Annotated in this window: 19 protein-coding genes; 10 read left to right on the top strand and 9 right to left on the bottom strand. The window is 72.9% G+C overall.

The features are described from left to right. Positions 1–7 precede the first annotated feature (7 nt). Positions 8–802, top strand: coding sequence for a ferritin family protein (locus tag IEX69_RS00520; protein WP_085019195.1), 795 nt, complete (start codon positions 8–10; stop codon positions 800–802). Positions 803–840: 38 nt separating this feature from the next. Here the strand turns inward: IEX69_RS00520 and IEX69_RS00515 are convergent, their stop codons facing one another. Both IEX69_RS00515 and IEX69_RS00510 read right to left on the bottom strand, forming a co-directional pair. Beyond that, positions 841–1,218 carry a MerR family transcriptional regulator gene (locus IEX69_RS00515; RefSeq protein WP_085019194.1) on the bottom strand — a complete coding sequence of 126 codons (378 nt, stop codon included), beginning with the start codon at positions 1,216–1,218 and terminating at the stop codon, positions 841–843. Positions 1,219–1,280: 62 nt separating this feature from the next. Continuing rightward, positions 1,281–1,454, bottom strand: a complete 174-nt coding sequence (locus IEX69_RS00510; RefSeq protein WP_157127141.1) for a hypothetical protein — start codon at positions 1,452–1,454, stop codon at positions 1,281–1,283. Between the two features lie 40 nt (positions 1,455–1,494). On the opposite strand from IEX69_RS00510, the gene IEX69_RS00505 reads away from it, so the two are divergent. Both IEX69_RS00505 and IEX69_RS00500 read left to right on the top strand, forming a co-directional pair. Beyond that, complete coding sequence (locus tag IEX69_RS00505; RefSeq protein ID WP_085019193.1) at positions 1,495–2,127, top strand: DNA-3-methyladenine glycosylase I; 633 nt, start codon at positions 1,495–1,497, stop codon at positions 2,125–2,127. 4 nt (positions 2,128–2,131) lie between these two features. Continuing rightward, positions 2,132–2,422 carry a GNAT family N-acetyltransferase gene (locus IEX69_RS00500; RefSeq protein WP_085019192.1) on the top strand — a complete coding sequence of 97 codons (291 nt, stop codon included), beginning with the start codon at positions 2,132–2,134 and terminating at the stop codon, positions 2,420–2,422. Between the two features lie 121 nt (positions 2,423–2,543). Here IEX69_RS00500 and IEX69_RS00495 read toward each other — a convergent pair whose 3' ends face one another. Both IEX69_RS00495 and IEX69_RS00490 read right to left on the bottom strand, forming a co-directional pair. After that, positions 2,544–2,924 (bottom strand): VOC family protein, encoded by a 381-nt coding sequence (locus tag IEX69_RS00495; protein WP_085019191.1) that lies wholly within the window; start codon positions 2,922–2,924, stop codon positions 2,544–2,546. A gap of 76 nt (positions 2,925–3,000) precedes the next feature. Further along, on the bottom strand, positions 3,001–3,762 hold the full coding sequence (locus tag IEX69_RS00490; RefSeq protein ID WP_229756189.1) for a dienelactone hydrolase family protein: 762 nt from the start codon (positions 3,760–3,762) through the stop codon (positions 3,001–3,003). 84 nt (positions 3,763–3,846) lie between these two features. Here IEX69_RS00490 and IEX69_RS00485 point away from each other — a divergent pair, with 84 nt between their 5' ends. Continuing rightward, positions 3,847–4,812 (top strand): NAD(P)H-quinone oxidoreductase, encoded by a 966-nt coding sequence (locus IEX69_RS00485; RefSeq protein ID WP_085019189.1) that lies wholly within the window; start codon positions 3,847–3,849, stop codon positions 4,810–4,812. 28 nt (positions 4,813–4,840) lie between these two features. Here IEX69_RS00485 and IEX69_RS00480 read toward each other — a convergent pair whose 3' ends face one another. Continuing rightward, on the bottom strand, positions 4,841–5,791 hold the full coding sequence (locus tag IEX69_RS00480) for a DnaJ domain-containing protein (RefSeq protein ID WP_085019188.1): 951 nt from the start codon (positions 5,789–5,791) through the stop codon (positions 4,841–4,843). Between the two features lie 35 nt (positions 5,792–5,826). Beyond that, positions 5,827–6,690 carry a universal stress protein gene (locus IEX69_RS00475; RefSeq protein ID WP_174604421.1) on the bottom strand — a complete coding sequence of 288 codons (864 nt, stop codon included), beginning with the start codon at positions 6,688–6,690 and terminating at the stop codon, positions 5,827–5,829. A gap of 124 nt (positions 6,691–6,814) precedes the next feature. Here IEX69_RS00475 and IEX69_RS00470 point away from each other — a divergent pair, with 124 nt between their 5' ends. Further along, positions 6,815–7,810 carry an LLM class flavin-dependent oxidoreductase gene (locus tag IEX69_RS00470; RefSeq protein WP_085019186.1) on the top strand — a complete coding sequence of 332 codons (996 nt, stop codon included), beginning with the start codon at positions 6,815–6,817 and terminating at the stop codon, positions 7,808–7,810. A gap of 984 nt (positions 7,811–8,794) precedes the next feature. On the opposite strand, the gene IEX69_RS00465 is transcribed toward IEX69_RS00470, so the two are convergent. Together IEX69_RS00465 and IEX69_RS00460 are read right to left on the bottom strand one after the other, a co-directional pair. Beyond that, positions 8,795–9,304, bottom strand: coding sequence for a methylated-DNA--[protein]-cysteine S-methyltransferase (locus IEX69_RS00465; RefSeq protein WP_085019185.1), 510 nt, complete (start codon positions 9,302–9,304; stop codon positions 8,795–8,797). Continuing rightward, complete coding sequence (locus tag IEX69_RS00460; protein WP_157127138.1) at positions 9,301–11,211, bottom strand: Ada metal-binding domain-containing protein; 1,911 nt, start codon at positions 11,209–11,211, stop codon at positions 9,301–9,303. Before IEX69_RS00460 ends, IEX69_RS00465 begins: the two co-directional genes overlap by 4 nt. Positions 11,212–11,375: 164 nt before the next feature. On the opposite strand from IEX69_RS00460, the gene IEX69_RS00455 reads away from it, so the two are divergent. From IEX69_RS00455 to IEX69_RS00435, 5 genes are all read left to right on the top strand, one after another. Further along, positions 11,376–12,428, top strand: a complete 1,053-nt coding sequence (locus IEX69_RS00455) for an NYN domain-containing protein (protein ID WP_115364227.1) — start codon at positions 11,376–11,378, stop codon at positions 12,426–12,428. 44 nt (positions 12,429–12,472) lie between these two features. Further along, positions 12,473–12,922, top strand: coding sequence for a nitroreductase family deazaflavin-dependent oxidoreductase (locus IEX69_RS00450; protein WP_085019183.1), 450 nt, complete (start codon positions 12,473–12,475; stop codon positions 12,920–12,922). 9 nt (positions 12,923–12,931) lie between these two features. Next, entirely contained in the window at positions 12,932–13,279 is a 348-nt protein-coding gene (locus IEX69_RS00445; RefSeq protein ID WP_085019182.1) for a biopolymer transporter Tol, read from the top strand. A 10-nt stretch (positions 13,280–13,289) separates the two neighbouring features. Further along, the gene (locus tag IEX69_RS00440; protein WP_229756188.1) at positions 13,290–14,393 is read left to right on the top strand and encodes a spore photoproduct lyase family protein; all 1,104 of its coding nucleotides are present in this window, start codon (positions 13,290–13,292) and stop codon (positions 14,391–14,393) included. Positions 14,394–14,459: 66 nt separating this feature from the next. Continuing rightward, positions 14,460–15,644, top strand: coding sequence for an EAL domain-containing protein (locus IEX69_RS00435; RefSeq protein ID WP_085019180.1), 1,185 nt, complete (start codon positions 14,460–14,462; stop codon positions 15,642–15,644). A 39-nt stretch (positions 15,645–15,683) separates the two neighbouring features. Here IEX69_RS00435 and IEX69_RS00430 read toward each other — a convergent pair whose 3' ends face one another. Then, positions 15,684–16,025 carry a YciI family protein gene (locus tag IEX69_RS00430; protein WP_085019179.1) on the bottom strand — a complete coding sequence of 114 codons (342 nt, stop codon included), beginning with the start codon at positions 16,023–16,025 and terminating at the stop codon, positions 15,684–15,686. Positions 16,026–16,048: the final 23 nt, after the last annotated feature.

Here is a 16,048-nt window from a genome sequence, read left to right as displayed (position 1 = left end):
ACCGCGCATGGCCTTCGACATCGACCGCTACACCACCACGTCCGAGAAGGTGACGTGGCAGGACCTCGACTTCGAGTCGTTCCGCGACGACCCGCTCCCCGAGTCGACCCTGCGCAGCCTCCGCTACATGTGCGACATCGAGTACCACACGGTCTGCTACCTCCGCGACCTGCTGGTCACCCCCTCGCACAAGGACGTCGACGTCACCGCCTTCATGACGATGTGGAACCGCGAGGAGTTCTGGCACGGTGAGGCCCTCGCCGCGGTGCTCAAGGTGCACGGCATCGTCGTCGACTACGACGAGCTCAAGTCCACCCGCCTGAAGCTCGGCTGGAAGGACCGCCTCGACCCGGTGAAGCAGGCCCTGCTCGGCAACCTCATCGGCAAGGACTTCATCGCCGTGCACATGGTGTGGGGCGCTGCGAACGAGTGGTCCGCCGTGGCGGCCTACAACCGGCTCGCCGATCTCGAGGGGCACCCCGTGCTCGCCGAGCTGCTGCGCCGGATCGCGAAGCAGGAGTCGCGCCACGTGGCGTTCTACGCCACGCAGGCGCGCGACCGTCTCGCCAAGAGCAAGAAGGCGCAGGTCATCGCGCGGTTCGCCCTGTCGAAGGCGTGGGGTCCGGTCGGGTCGGGCGTCATGACCGACGACGAGGTGTTCCACGTCATGAGCCACCTGATGGGCGGCACCGACGGCCGCAAGGAGGCCGCCAAGATCGACGCGCACATCGCGAAGATGCCCGGGCTGTCCGGCCTCACCATCGTGCAGGACGCCCTCGACAAGCGCGGCATCGCCGCCTGAGCGCCTCGAGCGCCTGAGCGACTCGAGCGATCGAGCGCCTAGAGCGACTGCTCGTAGTGGTCGATCTTGGCGTCGATCACCTCGAGCGAGTGCCGGATCTCCTCCAGCTGCGCCACCACCTCGGCGCGGTGGGAGCGCAGCAGGTCGAGCCGCGCCTCCGTGGTGTCGTCACCCTGACGCGCCAGCACCGTGTACTGCTTGATGCGCGCGATCGGCATCGCCGAGGCCCGCAGCCGGGTGATGAAGCGGAGCCAGCCGATGTCGTCCTCGTCGTAGCGACGGTGCGTGGCGGAGGATCGCGCGACCGGGTCGCGCATCAGTCCCTCACGCTCGTAGTAGCGGAGGGTGTGCGTTGAGACGCCGATCAGCTCCGCCGCCTCGGCGATGGACAGCGTGCTCGGGGTCGTCAGGGTCATGCCGACACTGTAGAGCTTCGAGTGCGCTCGAAGTCAAAGCCCGGCGACGCTCCGGATGGGGGCTACGGCTGCTGCTTCTTGTGGCGCTGGGCCGGGATCACGCTGATCGCGATGAAGAGCGCGAGCGACACCAGGAGGATGCCGCCGAAGAACGTGAACGCGTCGGAGAACAGGCCCATGAGGTACATGCCTCCCAGGAACAGGATCACGCATCCGATCGCCGCGATAGCCAGCATGAGCAACCCTCCTGTCAGTGGACCCTTCCATACTATTGCCATGACGGACGCCGCCCCGACCCCCTCCCCGCTCGTCCTCGGTGACGACGGGCTCGCCCGGCCCGCCTGGGCGGCCGTCGATCCGCTCCTCCGCGAGTACTACGACACGGAGTGGGGCATGCCGGTCCGCGACGAGCGGGGCGTGTTCGAGCGTCTCAGCCTGGAGGCGTTCCAGTCCGGCCTGTCCTGGGCGACCATCCTGCGGAAGCGTCCCGCCTTCCGCGAGGCGTTCGACGACTTCGACCCCGACACGGTCGCGCGGTACGACGAGGACGATGTCGCGCGGCTCCTCGGAGATGCGGGCATCGTGCGCAATCGCGCCAAGGTCCTCGCCACGATCACGAATGCCCGGGCGACCGTGGCGCTCCGCGACCGAGGGGGCCTGGCCGACCTCGTGTGGTCGTTCCGACCCGCGACCACGCCGGCACCCGTCTCGTTCGCCGAGATCCCGACCACGAGCCCCGAGTCGACCGCGCTGGCGAAGGCGCTCCGCGCGGAGGGGTTCGTGTTCGTGGGCCCGACGACGATGTTCGCGCTGATGGAGGCGATCGGCATCGTCGACACCCATCTGCTGGGTAGCCATCGACGGGCCACCTCCGGGGTGTGGCCGGCCGACGAGCCCGTCGTAGGCTGAGCGCATGAGTCGCGAGGTCGAGCACGAGCCCGAGAGGCACCGGTACGTCATCACGGTCGACGGGGCGGATGCCGGCACGGCGTACTACGTCGACGCCGAGGGATCGCGTGTGTTCACGCACACCGTCGTCGACCCAGCCTACGAGGGGCAGGGCCTCGGCAGCGAGCTCGTCGCCGCCGCGCTGGCCGACACCCGGGATGCAGGGCTCCGCATCACGCCGCAGTGCCCCTTCGTGGCCGCCTGGGTGAAGCGGCACCACGAGTACGACGACATCATCGACGCCGCCGCCGACTGAGTCCACGTCGTCCGCCGGGACGGTGCGCCCGACGGTCTGGCCGGGTCAGGCGCCGGGACGGTGCGGGCGGCGGTCCCGCCGGGTCAGGCGCCGGGACGGTGCGGGCGGCGGTCCCGCCGGGTCAGTCGCCGATCACGGCGAGCACGTTGCCCGCGGGGTCCGTGAACCACGCGATGTCCGGTCCCCTGCCGGCCGCCCGGCCGCGCATCACACCCTTCTCGTCCTGCGGGAGTCCGTCGTAGCGCTCCAGCGCGACACCGGCGGCGGCCAGCTCCTCGACGGCACGATCGATGTCCGGGACCGCCAGGTTGAGGATCGTGAACGTCGCCGGCTCGTGGTCCTCCTTCGCGTACACGAAGACGCTCCTGCCCCCGGGGAGCGTGATCTCGAGGCCCATGTCGCCGAGCACCGCCTCGAAGCCGAGACGGTCTGCGTAGAACATCCGAGCCGCCTCCAGGTCGTCGACGCTGAACCCCTGGAACGTGTCCGTGACCGTGAGCATCCGTACTCCTCTCGAGGTGAACAGTGTCCACCCGCGCGGGGCCGTCCCGCGACCCCCGGGGCGGGCTCGGCACGCGTCAGGCCATCACCTCGTCGAGGAATGCGCGCATGGCCGCCCAGCTGCGCGCATCCGCGACCGGACGATAGGCGGGCGAGCCCGGCCGGGTGAACGCGTGCGGCGCGCCGCTGTAGGTCACCACCTGCCAGTCGAGGTCGTCCCGTGTGCGCAGCTCGTCCTGGAACGCGATGACGGCACTGTCCGGGACCACCGGGTCGGATCCGCCGGTGAGCACGAGCAGCGGCGAGGCGACGCGCGCCACGTCGGCGGGTGCGTGCGTGATGAGCGATCCGTGGAACGACACCGTGCCGCGCACCTGCGCTCCGGTGCGTGCGAACTCGAGCGCCGCGGATCCGCCGAAGCAGTACCCGATCACCGCGATGCGCGTCGGGTCCACCCTGGCGTCGTCGCGCAGCACGTCGTAGCCGGCCGCCACGCGGGCCCGCATCAGCGGGAGATCCCGGTAGAACGACTGGGCCGTCGTCGCGGCGGCGTCGCCCTCGGGACGGACGCCCACGCCGTACACGTCGGCGGCGAACGCCACGTAGCCGAGCCTGGCCAGCATCTGCGCCCGGACCCGGACGTACTCGCCCTCGCCGTTCCAGTCGTGCACGATCAGCACCGCGGGGCGAGGCCCGTCCGCGCCGGCATCCCAGGCGAGGAACCCGTCGAGAGCCGTGCCGTCGTGATCGTACGGAACCCGCTCGGCGCGGATGTCGGCGTCAGCGGGCGCGGGGACGGTGTCGAGCAGGGCCGTGAGCGAGGCGTCGAGGGAGGTCATGGTCATCGGTCTAGCACCACGGGCTCCCCGGGTGCTGGATGCGCTCCGCGCGGCCGGGCCGAGCACGGTCGTAACGTAGGACAGGTGAAGGCCGTCGTCGTCGTATCCCCCGGAACCCCCTCCGCTCTCGAGCTCGCCGAGGTCGAGCGCCCGGATCCGGGCGAGCACGACGTGGTGATCGCCGTCGCCGCCGCGGGGGTCAACCGCGCCGACGTGCTCCAGCGCAAGGGCCACTACCCGTCGCCCGAGGGAGCACCGCACTGGCCGGGGCTCGAGGTCTCCGGCACCGTCACCTGGGCGGGCGACCACTCGGGCCACGCCGTGGGCGACGAGGTCTGCGCCCTGCTCCCCGGCGGCGGATACGCCGAGGAGGTCGTGGTGAACGGGTCCCTGGCGCTGCCGATCCCCGAGCGGGTCGGGCTCGTCGACGCCGCCGGGCTCATGGAGACGGTGTGCACCGTCTGGTCGAACGTGTTCCTCCTCGCCGCCCTCCGCGCCGGCGAGACGCTCCTCGTGCACGGCGGGTCGAGCGGCGTCGGCACGATGGCGGTGCAGCTGGGTCGCGCCTTCGGGGCGACGGTCGCCGTCACCGCGTCGAGCTCCGAGAAGCTCGCCGCCTGCCGGGGCCTGGGCGCCGACATCCTCATCGACTACACGATGGAGGACTTCGTCGAGCGGATGACCTCGGAGGGCGGGGCCGACGTCGTCCTCGACCTGGTGGGCGGCTCCTACCTCGCCCGCAACATCGCCGCGCTCCGCGTGAACGGCCGGATCGCGAACATCGCGAGCGCCGGATCCGGCCCGGCCGAGCTCGACTTCGGCGCGCTCATGCGCAAGCGCGGCACGATCCGGTCGACGAGCCTGCGAGCCCGACCGCTGGCGGAGCGAGCCGAGATCGTGGCGAGCGTGGCGGAGAACGTCTGGCCGCTGTTCGAGAGCGGGGCCGTCCGCCCGGTCACCGGCGCCCGGTTCCCGCTCGCCGACGCGGCGGAGGCGCACCGCCTGATGGAGTCGTCCTCCCACATCGGGAAGATCCTGCTGACGACCTGAGGCGCGCGGTCGCCCAGCGCGACGCCGCTCAGGCCAGCCGGAGGGACTGCTGGAGCCGGGTGCGGAGGTCGAAGACCCGATCGATGCTCTCCCGATCGGCACCCGTGCCGTCGCGGAGGAGCTGGGGCAGCGCCGCTCGACGGACCACCGCGGATCCGGCGAGCCGACCGCGCTCGACCACGGCGGCGTGCACCTCGAGGTCGTCGTCGGGAACCACCACGACGAGGCCGGTGAAGCGGACGCCGAGCGACCGCCCGAGCGAGCGGGCGGCGCCCCGGAGCTGATGGAGCGGCTCGTAGCCGGCGGGGATGCCCTCACCGACCAGATCGTCCTTCTTCAGCCTCACCGGGGTCCCCCAGTCCTCGGACTGGACCGCGTACAGGCCGGAGGGCCCGAGCACGACGTGGTCGATCGTCTCCCCCACACCGTCGATCGAGCGGCCCGTGAGGACGTTGTTCCAGATCGTGAAGCCCACGCCGAGATCGCCGACGATGGCGGAGGTCGTCTCCTCGGCGATCGCCTTCGCCAGCCAGCCGCGGATCTCCCGAGGAGCCCGCTGCACGAGACCGGGATCGTAGGGGTCGTCGAGGTGGACGCCGCGCCCGACCCACTCGCGCATCAGGGCGAGGTACATCTCCCGTTCCTGGCCGCCCGGGTGGCCGTACGTGCGGGCGCGGACCGTCGAGCTCGCGGGACGCCGAGCCGTGCTTCCGCTCCCCCGCGCACCGGCGGCGTAGCTCGCGGGCTCGGGCGACGAGGTGCGCGATGCGGAGCCGCGGTCGTAGGCGGCGCGGAGCTCGGGGGTCCCGATGCGCTCCCACGCCCGCTGCACGAGCACGAACCGAGCCGCGTCGCCACCGGTGTCGGGATGCGTCTCCCGCAGCAGCCGCCGGTACGCGCGCCTGAGCTCGTCGTCGGATGCGCCTGCGGCCACGCCCAGCACCTCGTAGGGCGTCTGGGCGGCGGGACTCTCAGGCACCCGACGACGATACCGGGTTCCGCTGGGCTCGCGCCTCAGACCGCTTGGAGAGCCGCCGAGCGCAGCACGAGCAGCGGGCTCGTGGCGTGGAGGACGACGTCGTGCGTGACCGAGCCGAGGAGGAAGCGGCTGAGGCCGTGCCTGCCGTGCGTGGCGAGCACGAGGAGCGACGCGTCCTTCGCGGCACGCGTGAGCGCGGTGACCGGAGCGTCGAGCTCGACGCCGCCCGAGACCTCCAGGGACGGATGCGTGATCCGCACCGCCGCGACCGCCTCGTCGACGATCTCCCGGGCCCGCGCCTCCAGCGCGTCGTAGAGGTCGGTGGTGTCGGTGAACTCCGGCGTCGACATGGGCGGGAGCGTCCACGCGCTCACCACCCGCAGAGGCTCGCCGAGACGCTCCGCCTCGACGGCCGCGGCCTCCACGAGGCGACCGCTCGGCTCGGCCCCGTCGATGCCGACGACGACGCCCCGCCGCGAGCCCGGCGAGGTCTGCGGCACCACGACGACGGGCACGCTCGCGCCCGCGACCACCTTGACGCCGACGGCGGAGGTGGTGAGCCGCTCGTACGCATCCTTGCGGTAGGTGCCGACCACGAGCATCGCCGAGTCCTTGGAGGCCTCCGTGAGCACGTCGACCGGGTGTCCGGTGAGCACACGGCTCGTCACCGCCACGTGGGGAGCCTTGGAGAGGGCGTGGAACGAGTCGGACGCGAGGACGATCTCGCCCTGGCTCTTCAGCCGCTCGGCCGCGGTGAAGGACGGCGAGTCCCATGACGTGTCGGCGACGTAGACCACGTCGACGTCCAGACCCGCCCGCTCGGCGTAGCGCAGGGCCCAGTCGAGCGCGACGCGCGCGGCGTCCGATCCGTCGTACCCCACCGTCACGATGTCCGCCATCGTCGCTCCCTCCGTCGGCACCATTATGGTCGACGGGCTCGCGGGAATCGCGGGGACCGCATCCGGGTTACGGTTACATGCAGGTGCATGAAATGTGCATCGCTCGGGACAGATCGGGGAGACCATGGACATCGAGCTCGGGCTCGACACGTTCGGAGACGTGACGTTCGACGCGGCCGGCGAGCCGCTCAGCCACGCACAGGTGCTGCGCAACCTCGTGGAGCAGGCCGTGCTGGCCGACTCCGTCGGGGTCGACTTCATCGGGATCGGCGAGCACCACCGCGAGGACTTCGCGGTCTCGAGCCCCGAGGTGGTGCTGGCCGCGATCGCGGCGCGCACCGAGCGCATCCGCCTCGGATCGGCGGTCACCGTGCTCAGCTCCGACGACCCCATCCGCGTCTTCCAGCGCTTCTCGGAGGTCGACGCGCTCTCCAACGGGCGAGCCGAGGTCATCCTCGGCCGCGGGTCGTTCACGGAGTCGTTCCCGCTCTTCGGGTTCGACCTGGCCGACTACGAGCGCCTCTTCGAGGAGAAGCTCGACCGGTTCGCGCGCGTGCGCGACGGGCAGCCCGCCGTCTATCCCCCGATCGAGCACGGCCAGCTGCGCACGTGGATCGGCGTCGGCGGCAGCCCGGAGTCGGTGGTTCGGACGGCGCGCTACGGCTTCGGCCTCATGCTGGCGATCATCGGCGGCGCCCCCGCCCGCTTCGCGCCGTACGTCGACCTCTACCACCGGGCCGTCGAGCAGCTCGGCGGCGAGGCGCTCCCCGTCGGCGTGCACTCCCCCGGGCACATCGCCGAGACGGACGAGCAGGCCCGCGAGGAGCTGTGGCCGTACTACGAGCGCCACTTCGGCAAGCTGGGCGCCGAGCGCGGCTGGCCTCCGGTGACCCGCGCGCACTACGACGAGGAGGCCACGACGGGCTCGCTCTACGTCGGCTCGCCGGAGTCGGTCGCGCAGCGGATCGCCGCGACCGCGCGGACGCTCGGCCTCGGCCGCTTCGACCTCAAGTACGGCAACGGCGGTCTGCCGCACGAGGCGCTGATGCGGAGCATCGAGCTCTACGGCACGGTCGTCATCCCGCGCGTGCGCGAGCTGCTCGCCGCCGACCCGGCCTGACGCCGCGCCGCGCCGCGCCCCTCTCCTCGTCGACCGGCGAGCTCCCGCCCTCGTCTCCACGACGAAGGGACGGGTTCTCGCCGCTCGGCGTGGCGGACGCTGGCAGGGCGCAGGCGGGCCCCACGCGGGTTACGCCCGCCCAGGGCGCACTGCCCGCCCAGCGAGGTCCAACGCACTGCGCAGCGGGCGCAACCCGCGGCGACCGCCTTCGCCCTCGCCGACCGGCGACATCCCGCCCTCTCCTGCGCCCGGGGGGGCGGTATCTCGCGACTCGGCCCCTTCTCGCACCGCCGCCCGTATGCCCGGGAGCCCCATCGCGGGAGGCGCCAGGCGGATTGCGCCCGCCCAGCGCGCACTCACCCCGCCCGACAGGGACAACGCGGTCCCCGGCGGACGCAACCCGCAGATGGCCGCCTTCGCCTCCGCCGAACGGCGACGTCCGGACCACTCCCGAACCCGGAAGGGGCGGATTCACGCCGGTCGGCGTCGCGGACGCTGCCATGGCGCAGTCGGGCGCCACGCGGGTTGCGCCCGCCCAGCGCGCACTGATCCCGCCCGAGAGGGACAACGCAGTCCTCGCCGGGCGCAACCCGCAGACGGCCGCCCTCGCCTCCGCCGAACGGCGACATCCCAACCTCTCCCGCGCCCGGAAGGGCGGATTCACGCCGGTCGGCGTCGCGGACGCTGCCACGGCGCAGTCGGGCGCCACGCGGGTTACGCCTGCCCAGCGCGCACTGACCCCGCCCGAGAGGGACAACGCAGTCCTCGGCGGGCGCAACCCGCAGGCGGCCGCCTTTGCCTCCGCCGAACGGCGACGTCCGGACCACTCCCGCCCTGGAAGGGGCGGATTCACGCCGATCGACGGAGGAGCAGGGCATCCTCGCGCCGGGCGGCGACATTTCGCCCTCCGGCACGCGCTGTGGGGGCGGATCCTCGCCACTCGGCGGAGGAGCAGGATGTAAGCCGGGCGGCGGAGGACGGGGGCTAGGCGCGGGCGCGGGCGGCGGCGGCCTCGCGAGCGAGGAGCGAGCGCTTGACGGGGACGCCCCAGGCGAAGCCGCCCATTGTGCCGTCGGTGCGGAGCACGCGGTGGCACGGGACGAACAGGGCGGGAGCGTTGCGGGCGCACGCGCTCGCCGCGGCACGCACCGCGGAGGGGCGTCCGAGGGCGGCCGCGAACTGCGCGTAGGTGAGCGGGCGGCCGGGCGCGATCTCGCGGAGGCCCACCCACGCCTGCAGGTGGAACGGGCCGCCGCGTTGCGCGACCTCGACGGCGTCGATCGCGGCGACCTCGCCCGCGTAGTACGCCTCGACCGCGGAGGCCGCCGGGGTGACGCCGGCGACCACGGCCGAGTCCCGCGCTGCCGGCGCCAGGCGGATGAGCAGGGCGTCGGTCTGGTCCGTCCACCCCGAGGCGACCACCCGCCCGTCCTCGTCGGAGAGGATGCCGAACGCTCCGTCGGGTGTGTCGACGAACTGGCTGATGAGGGTCATGACGACTCCTTCGTGAGGGGGCGGGTGGTCCGCGGATGCGGGGACGCCGGATGCGGGTCGCGTCGCCTCCCCGGCGCCGGTGCCGGGGCAGACGCCGGCGCGCGGCCAGGGGGCGGTGCGCTCGGCGTCGGGAGGCGGTCCGGGGAGGGGGCCGGCGAGGGCGTCGGAGCGGCATCCGGGGAGGGGGCCGGCGAGGGCGTCGGAGCTGGGGCCCGCGAGGGCGCCGACGAGGTGGCCGACGAGAGGGCCGGAGCGGGGGCCCGCGAGGGCGCCGGAGCGGCGGACGGCGAGGGCGCCCGGGTGGCGGACGGCGAGGGCGCCGACGCGGCGGACCCAGAGGGCGCCGACGCGGCGGACGGCGAGGGGGCCGGAGCGGCGTCCGGGGAGGGCGCCGGCGACGGGGGCTCGCTCTCGCCGGGTCGGCGCGGAGCGGCGGAGCCCGTCAGCGCCGCACGCCAGAGGTGGAGCGACAGGTACGACCGCCACGGTGCGAAGTCCTCCGCCCAGCGGGCGAGCTCGCGGGGCGCGGAGGGCGCGCCGAGCACGGCCGCGCCCGTGCGGAGGGCGACGTCGCCCGTCAGGAGCACGTCGGGCGCGCCGAGCACGCGCATCGAGACGTAGCCCGCCGTCCACGGTCCGATCCCGGGCATCGCCAGGAGCGCGGCCCGCTGCTCGGCGGCGGCATCGCCGCTGGTGAGCACGAGCGAGCCGGACGCCATGGCCTCCGCCGCGCCCCGCAACGCGGCCAGGCGCGCACGCGGGCCGGTGACCGCCTCCGCGTGCTCGGCGATGGCCGCCGGGTCGGGGAAGAGCAGCTCGGGACCGCCCTCCATGGCCAGCGGTCGTCCGGCGACCGCGGCGAGCCGGCTGAGGTGGGTCCTGGCCGCGGCCACGCTGATCTGCTGCCCCACCATCGCCCGCACGAGCATCTCGGCGGGGTCGACGGTGCCCGGCAGGCGGATGCCCGGGTTCGAGCGCACCGCCGCCGCGAGCGCCGACCCGCTCGACGCCCGATCAGCGCCGTCGGCGAGCGCGCCGTCGACGAGTGCGGCGTCGACGGCGACCGGATCGGCGTCGAGGTCGAACAGGCGCCGCACCCGCGCGACGAGGGTCGACAGGTCGGAGAGGGTCGAGAGGTGCGCCTCGAGCGCCACACCGCCCGCGGTCGCGCTCACGGTGAACCACGCCGGTCCCCCGGGCAGCGTGAGCGACCGCGTGTACGAGTCGGCGGACGCGATCTCCACCCCGGGGACGGCGCGTGCGGCGAGCCACGCGAAGACACCCGCGGCGTCGAACGGCTCGCGGGCCGGCAGCGAGAGCCGCACGCTCCCGCCCGGCTGGTCCCCCGTGGCGGAGTACCGTGCCCTCAGCTGCGAGGGGGTCTGCTCGAAGACCTCCGACACCGTGTCGTTGAACTGGCGGATGGACGCGAAGCCCGCTGCGAACGCGACCTCGGCCATGCTGAGCCCGGTGGACGTCAGGAGCGTCCGCGCGGCCTGGGCCCGGTGCGCCCGGGCGAGCGCGAGCGGCCCCGCCCCGAGCTGCTCGGTGAGCACCCGGGCCACGTGGCGCTCGGAGTAGCCCAGCCGACGCGACAGTCCGCCGACGCCCTCGCGCTCGACGACGCCGTCGGCGATCAGCCGCATGGCCCGCCCGGCGAGATCGTCGCGCAGGTTCCAGGCCGGCGTGCCGGGCACCGCCTCGGGAAGGCAGCGCTTGCATGCCCGGTAGCCCGCCTCGTGGGCCGCGGCGCTGGTCTCGTAGAACGTGACGTTCGCCTCCTTCGGCGTCCGCGCGGGGCAGCTCGGGCGGCAGTAGATGCCGGTGGAGCGAACGGCGGTGATGAACTGCCCGTCGAATCGCGCATCCCGCGACTGGATGATGCGGTACCGCTCCGAGAAGTCCATGCCTGCATCCTCACATGTCCCACCGACCTCCTCTAGCGGGAATCGGACACGACGGTGGAGCCCGCGACGCGGCCCGGCGAGACGAGGGATTGGCGCCGCGCGACCCGACGCACCAGACTGGGAGCGACGACAGGGCGCACCCGACGCCGGCTGAGGAGTGCACGATGACCGAACCCACCGACGCCCGCGTGGGCCTCTACATCGACTTCGACAACATCGTCATCTCGCGGTACCAGCAGCTCCACGGACGCAACGCGTTCCAGCGCGACGGCGTGCGCGACTTCCGTGCCTCCGACCCGGACGCGGACAAGGAGGTCGCGGCCCGGGTGCGCGCGGCGACCGTCGACTTCAGCGCCATCATCGACTTCGCCGCCTCGTTCGGCACGATCGTCGTGAACCGGGCGTACGCCGACTGGTCCGCATCGGTCAACTCCAGCTACCAGCGCCAGCTGATGTCGCGGGCGGTCGACCTCACGCAGCTGTTCACGACCACGACCCGCGGCACGAAGAACGGCGCCGACATCCGGCTCGCGGTCGACGTCGTGGAGGACCTCTTCCGACTGCCCGACCTCACGCACGTGATCATCGTCGCGGGCGACTCCGACTACATCGCCCTCGCGCAGAAGACCAAGCGTCTCGGACGCTTCGTGGTCGGGATCGGCGTCGCGGGGTCGACGAGCACGTCGCTCGCGGCCGCCGTCGACGAGTTCGAGGACTACGACTCCCTCCCGGGCGTGGAGAAGGTCGCGGCGACCACCGCCGCCGCCACCGCGGCACGACGCGGCGGGCAGGGCGGCGGAGACGCCGGGACCGAGGCCGAGGCCGACCGGGAGCCGAACGACGCCTCCCGCTCCAAGTCGGGCGGCAAGCGCAAGCCGCCGGCGGTGCCCCTCTTCTCGCACGCCGACGACACGGCCGACGACGAGCCCGAGCCGGCCGACGACGTCGATCCGCAGACCGTAGCGACCGAGCTGCTCGTGCGCGCGCTGCAGATCGGGCACGCGAAGGGCGACGCCGACGAGTGGCTGAACACCGGCGCGGTGAAGAACCAGATGCGCAGGATGGACCCGTCCTTCAACGAGAAGCCCCTCGGCTACCGCTCCTTCACCGACTTCCTCACCTCGCGAGACGACGTCGCGGAGCTCGACGAGGACGGTCCGCAGCGGCTCATCCGTCTCCGCCCCGAGCCGCCCGCTCGCGGCGGACGCAAGCGCTGACCGTCGCGCGCCCGTCTTCCGGCCGGAGCGCCTAGCATCGAGTCATGCCACTGACTGGAGAGTACGCACCCGGGACGAGCGACTGGGCCCGCAAGCAGGCCGAGGAGTACGAGGCGTCGGGAGGCACCAGGGCCACCGATCTGCGCGGGATGCCCGTGATCGTGCTGACGACGGTCGGAGCCCGGTCGGGCAAGCTGCGGAAGACCCCGCTCATGCGCGTCGAGCACGACGGCGAGTACGCCGTCGTGGCGTCGCTCGGGGGCGCGCCGAAGAACCCGGTCTGGTACTACAACATCGTCGCGAACCCCCACGTCGAGCTACAGGACGGCGCCGAGCGCCACGACTACCTCGCGCGTGAGATCTCCGGGGAGGAGAAGGCCCTGTGGTGGGACCGCGCCGTCGCCGCCTACCCGGACTACGCCGACTACCAGCTCCGCACGGAGCGGGACATCCCGGTGTTCGTGCTCACGCGGACCGACGACGACGCCGCGTAGCCTCCGCGGATGACCGCGTCGGCCGACGACGAGCGCTGGATCGTCGTGGACGGGCGCCGCTGGCGGCGCACGGATCCGCTCCTGCCCGACGACGTCGCCGACGCCCTGCGATCGCACCTCGGACGGGCGAGGTCGGCCGTCGGCGTCGCATCCCGTCACGGCGACGCGGAGGCGGCGGCCGCCGCGCGCCGCAGGGTCGGCCTGGCCAAGCACGGGCTCGGCGAGCGGGGTCCCGCCTGGTGGGATGAACCGGAGGCGGACCGCATCCGGCGGGCGCGCGAGGCGCTGGAGGCGCTGGAGGCGCTGGACGAGCTCGCGCCGAAGACGGGGCGACCCGGTGTCGGGGGCGGAGCGTAGCGTCGTCACCGTGCGCCCCGCCTCGAGCCCTCACCCCGCCGGCGCCACCCGTGGGCCGCGCCCTCTGCTCGAGGTCCGCCGCATCTACGCCGAGGAGGCCGCGCTCGTCCTCCCGCGAGGGCAGGAGATCGTCGGCCGCTGGCCCGAGGCCGAGATCGTGCCCGTCGCGTCGCACTGGCAGATCCCCGAGCTCCATGGCGACGAGGCGAACGCCTGGCGATGGGTGCGCATCAAGACCGAGGCGCTGGTCCTCGGCGTGAAGAAGAGCCTCGTCACCCGACCGAACGGGCGCTCGGCCGACTTCATCGCGCCGTCCACGGCCAACGGCTGCGCCATGGCGTGCGCCTACTGCTACGTGCCCCGGCGGAAGGGCTACAGCAACCCGATCACGGTGTTCGCGAACATCGAGCAGATCACCCGTCACGTGGCGCGCCACATCGCGAAGCAGGGACCGAAGCGGGAGCCCGATCAGTGCGACGCGGAGTCGTGGGTCTACGACATCGGCGAGAACAGCGACTGCTCCGTCGACGCCCGGGTGAGCGACAACGTCCGCGATCTCTGCGACCTGTTCCGGATGAGCCCGACGGCGAAGGCGTCGTTCGCCACGAAGCACGTCAACCGCGACCTGCTCGAGTGGGATCCCCTGGGCCGGGTCCGCATCCGCTTCTCGCTGATGCCGGAGGAGACCGCGCGGGTCACCGACATCCGCACGTCGAGCATCCGCGAGCGCATCGCCGCGATCGACGACTTCGTCGAGGCGGGCTACGAGGTGCACCTGAACCTCTCCCCCGTCATCCTCACCCCCACCTGGCGGGAGGACTGGACCCGGCTGCTGAGGGAGGTCGACGACACGATCGGGCCCGCCGCCAAGGCCCAGCTCAAGGCCGAGGTCATCCTCCTCACCCACAACGCAGCCCTGCACGACGTCAACCTCCGCTGGCACCCTCGAGCCGAGGACCTGCTCTGGACGCCGGACCGCCAGGAGACGAAGGTCTCCGAGAACGGCGCGGTGAACGTGCGGTACGAGCGGGCGCTCAAGGCCTCCGCCGTGGCGGAGCTGCGCGCGATCGTCGCGCGGGAGCTGCCCTCGTGCACGATCCGCTACGCGTTCTGAGCGCCGAGACCGGACGGACCCGCACCCGGTGACGGGAGCGTCGTCGCGACGTGTCATGATCTGAGGATGCTCGACGCGACGCTCTCCACGGTCTTCCAGCCCGTCGTCGACCTGTCGACGGGCGAACCGGTCGCGTACGAGGCGCTGAGCCGGATGCAGAGCGGCGACTTCCTCATCCCGCCGCACAGGTTCTTCGAGGACGCCAGGACGGGCGGCGACCTGCTCGAGCTCGATGCCGACTGCTGGGCGACCAGCCTCGCCACCGCCAGGGAGCAGGGCTTCCGGCGGGCGCACTCCCTGCTCATCAACATCGAGCCCGCGTCGTTCGAGGCGGGGCTCATGCTGCGGATCCCGCCCGAGCAGCCCGTGGTGATCGAGCTGACGGAGCGCGCGCTGCTGGCTCGTCCGGGTGAGCTCCTCGCGATGGCCGATGCCGCCCGAGCCGCGGGGCACGCCATCGCGGTCGACGACCTCGGCGCCCACGCCGCCTCGCTGGCCCTGCTGCCGCTGCTCGATCCCGACATCGTCAAGCTCGACATGCGCCTCGTGCAGGACCGTCCGAGCGCCGACCTCGCGCGCATCATGGGCGCCCTCGACGCGCATCTCGCCGGGCGCGACGTCGTCGTGATCGCGGAGGGCATCGAGACCGACGAGCATCTCGTGACGGCCCGTGCGCTCGGGGCCACGCACGGCCAGGGGTGGCTCTACAGCGCGGCGATGAGGGACGTCCCCCACGCGGGCAGGCTCTCCGGGGTGCCCCTGCGGTCCTCGCACGTGACGAGCGCCCCGCTCGCCCGCACGCCCTACGAGGTGGTCAGCGCGCGCGTCGAGACGAAGCCCTCCCATCGGGACCTGCTGGTCCAGATGAGCGTGTTCCTCGAAGCCCGCGCACGCACGAGCGGCGACTCCGCCGTGGTCCTCGCCACGTTCCAGGAGTCGACCAACATCAGCCCTGCCACCTTCGAGAGGTACACCGAGCTCGCCGCCGAGTGCGGTCTCGTCGTCGCCTACGCGAAGGGCGTCTCCCCGGCTCTCCTGGCCACCGGCGCCCGGGTCCACGAGATCGGGGAGGGCGATCCGCTCCTCGAGGAGTGGGACATCGTCGTGCTGACCGCCGACTTCGCCGCCGCGCTCGTCGCGCGCGAGAGCGATCCCTCGCATCACGAGAAGGGCGACTACCGGTTCGCCCTCACGCACGAGCGGGCACTCGTCGTCGAGGCCGCACGGAGCCTCCTGGCCGACCGGGCCTGACACGCGGACCGCGCTGCGACGAGATCGCCGCGGTGCCGGTCAGACCTCGGGCGGCGCCCCGACCGGCCTGACCTCGACCGCGCCCGACCAGTGGGCGATCGAACGGCCGATCTCCACGGCACGCTCCTCGGTCGCGACGTCGACGAGCCAGAACCCGATGAGCGGCGACCCGTCGGCCAGCGGTTCCCGGGTCACGGCGTCGGCGGTCACGGTGAAGCCGGGACGGTCGAAGCCCGCGTCGGCGACGAGCTCCCCCGACGCACGCAGATCGACGTCGATTTGCTTCATGAACGCGATCATGGCCCGCATCCATTCGGCATCGGGCTGCGGCGTGGGCGGGGGCACCCGCGGCGAGGCGTACATCGCGATCAGGAAGCGCATGCCCCGAGCGTACGCTCGAGACC

It is taken from the genome of Cnuibacter physcomitrellae (assembly GCF_014640535.1).
GTDB lineage: Bacteria > Actinomycetota > Actinomycetes > Actinomycetales > Microbacteriaceae > Cnuibacter > Cnuibacter physcomitrellae.
Note: the sequence above shows the minus strand (reverse complement) of the source record. Positions and strands in the feature narration are given on the sequence as shown.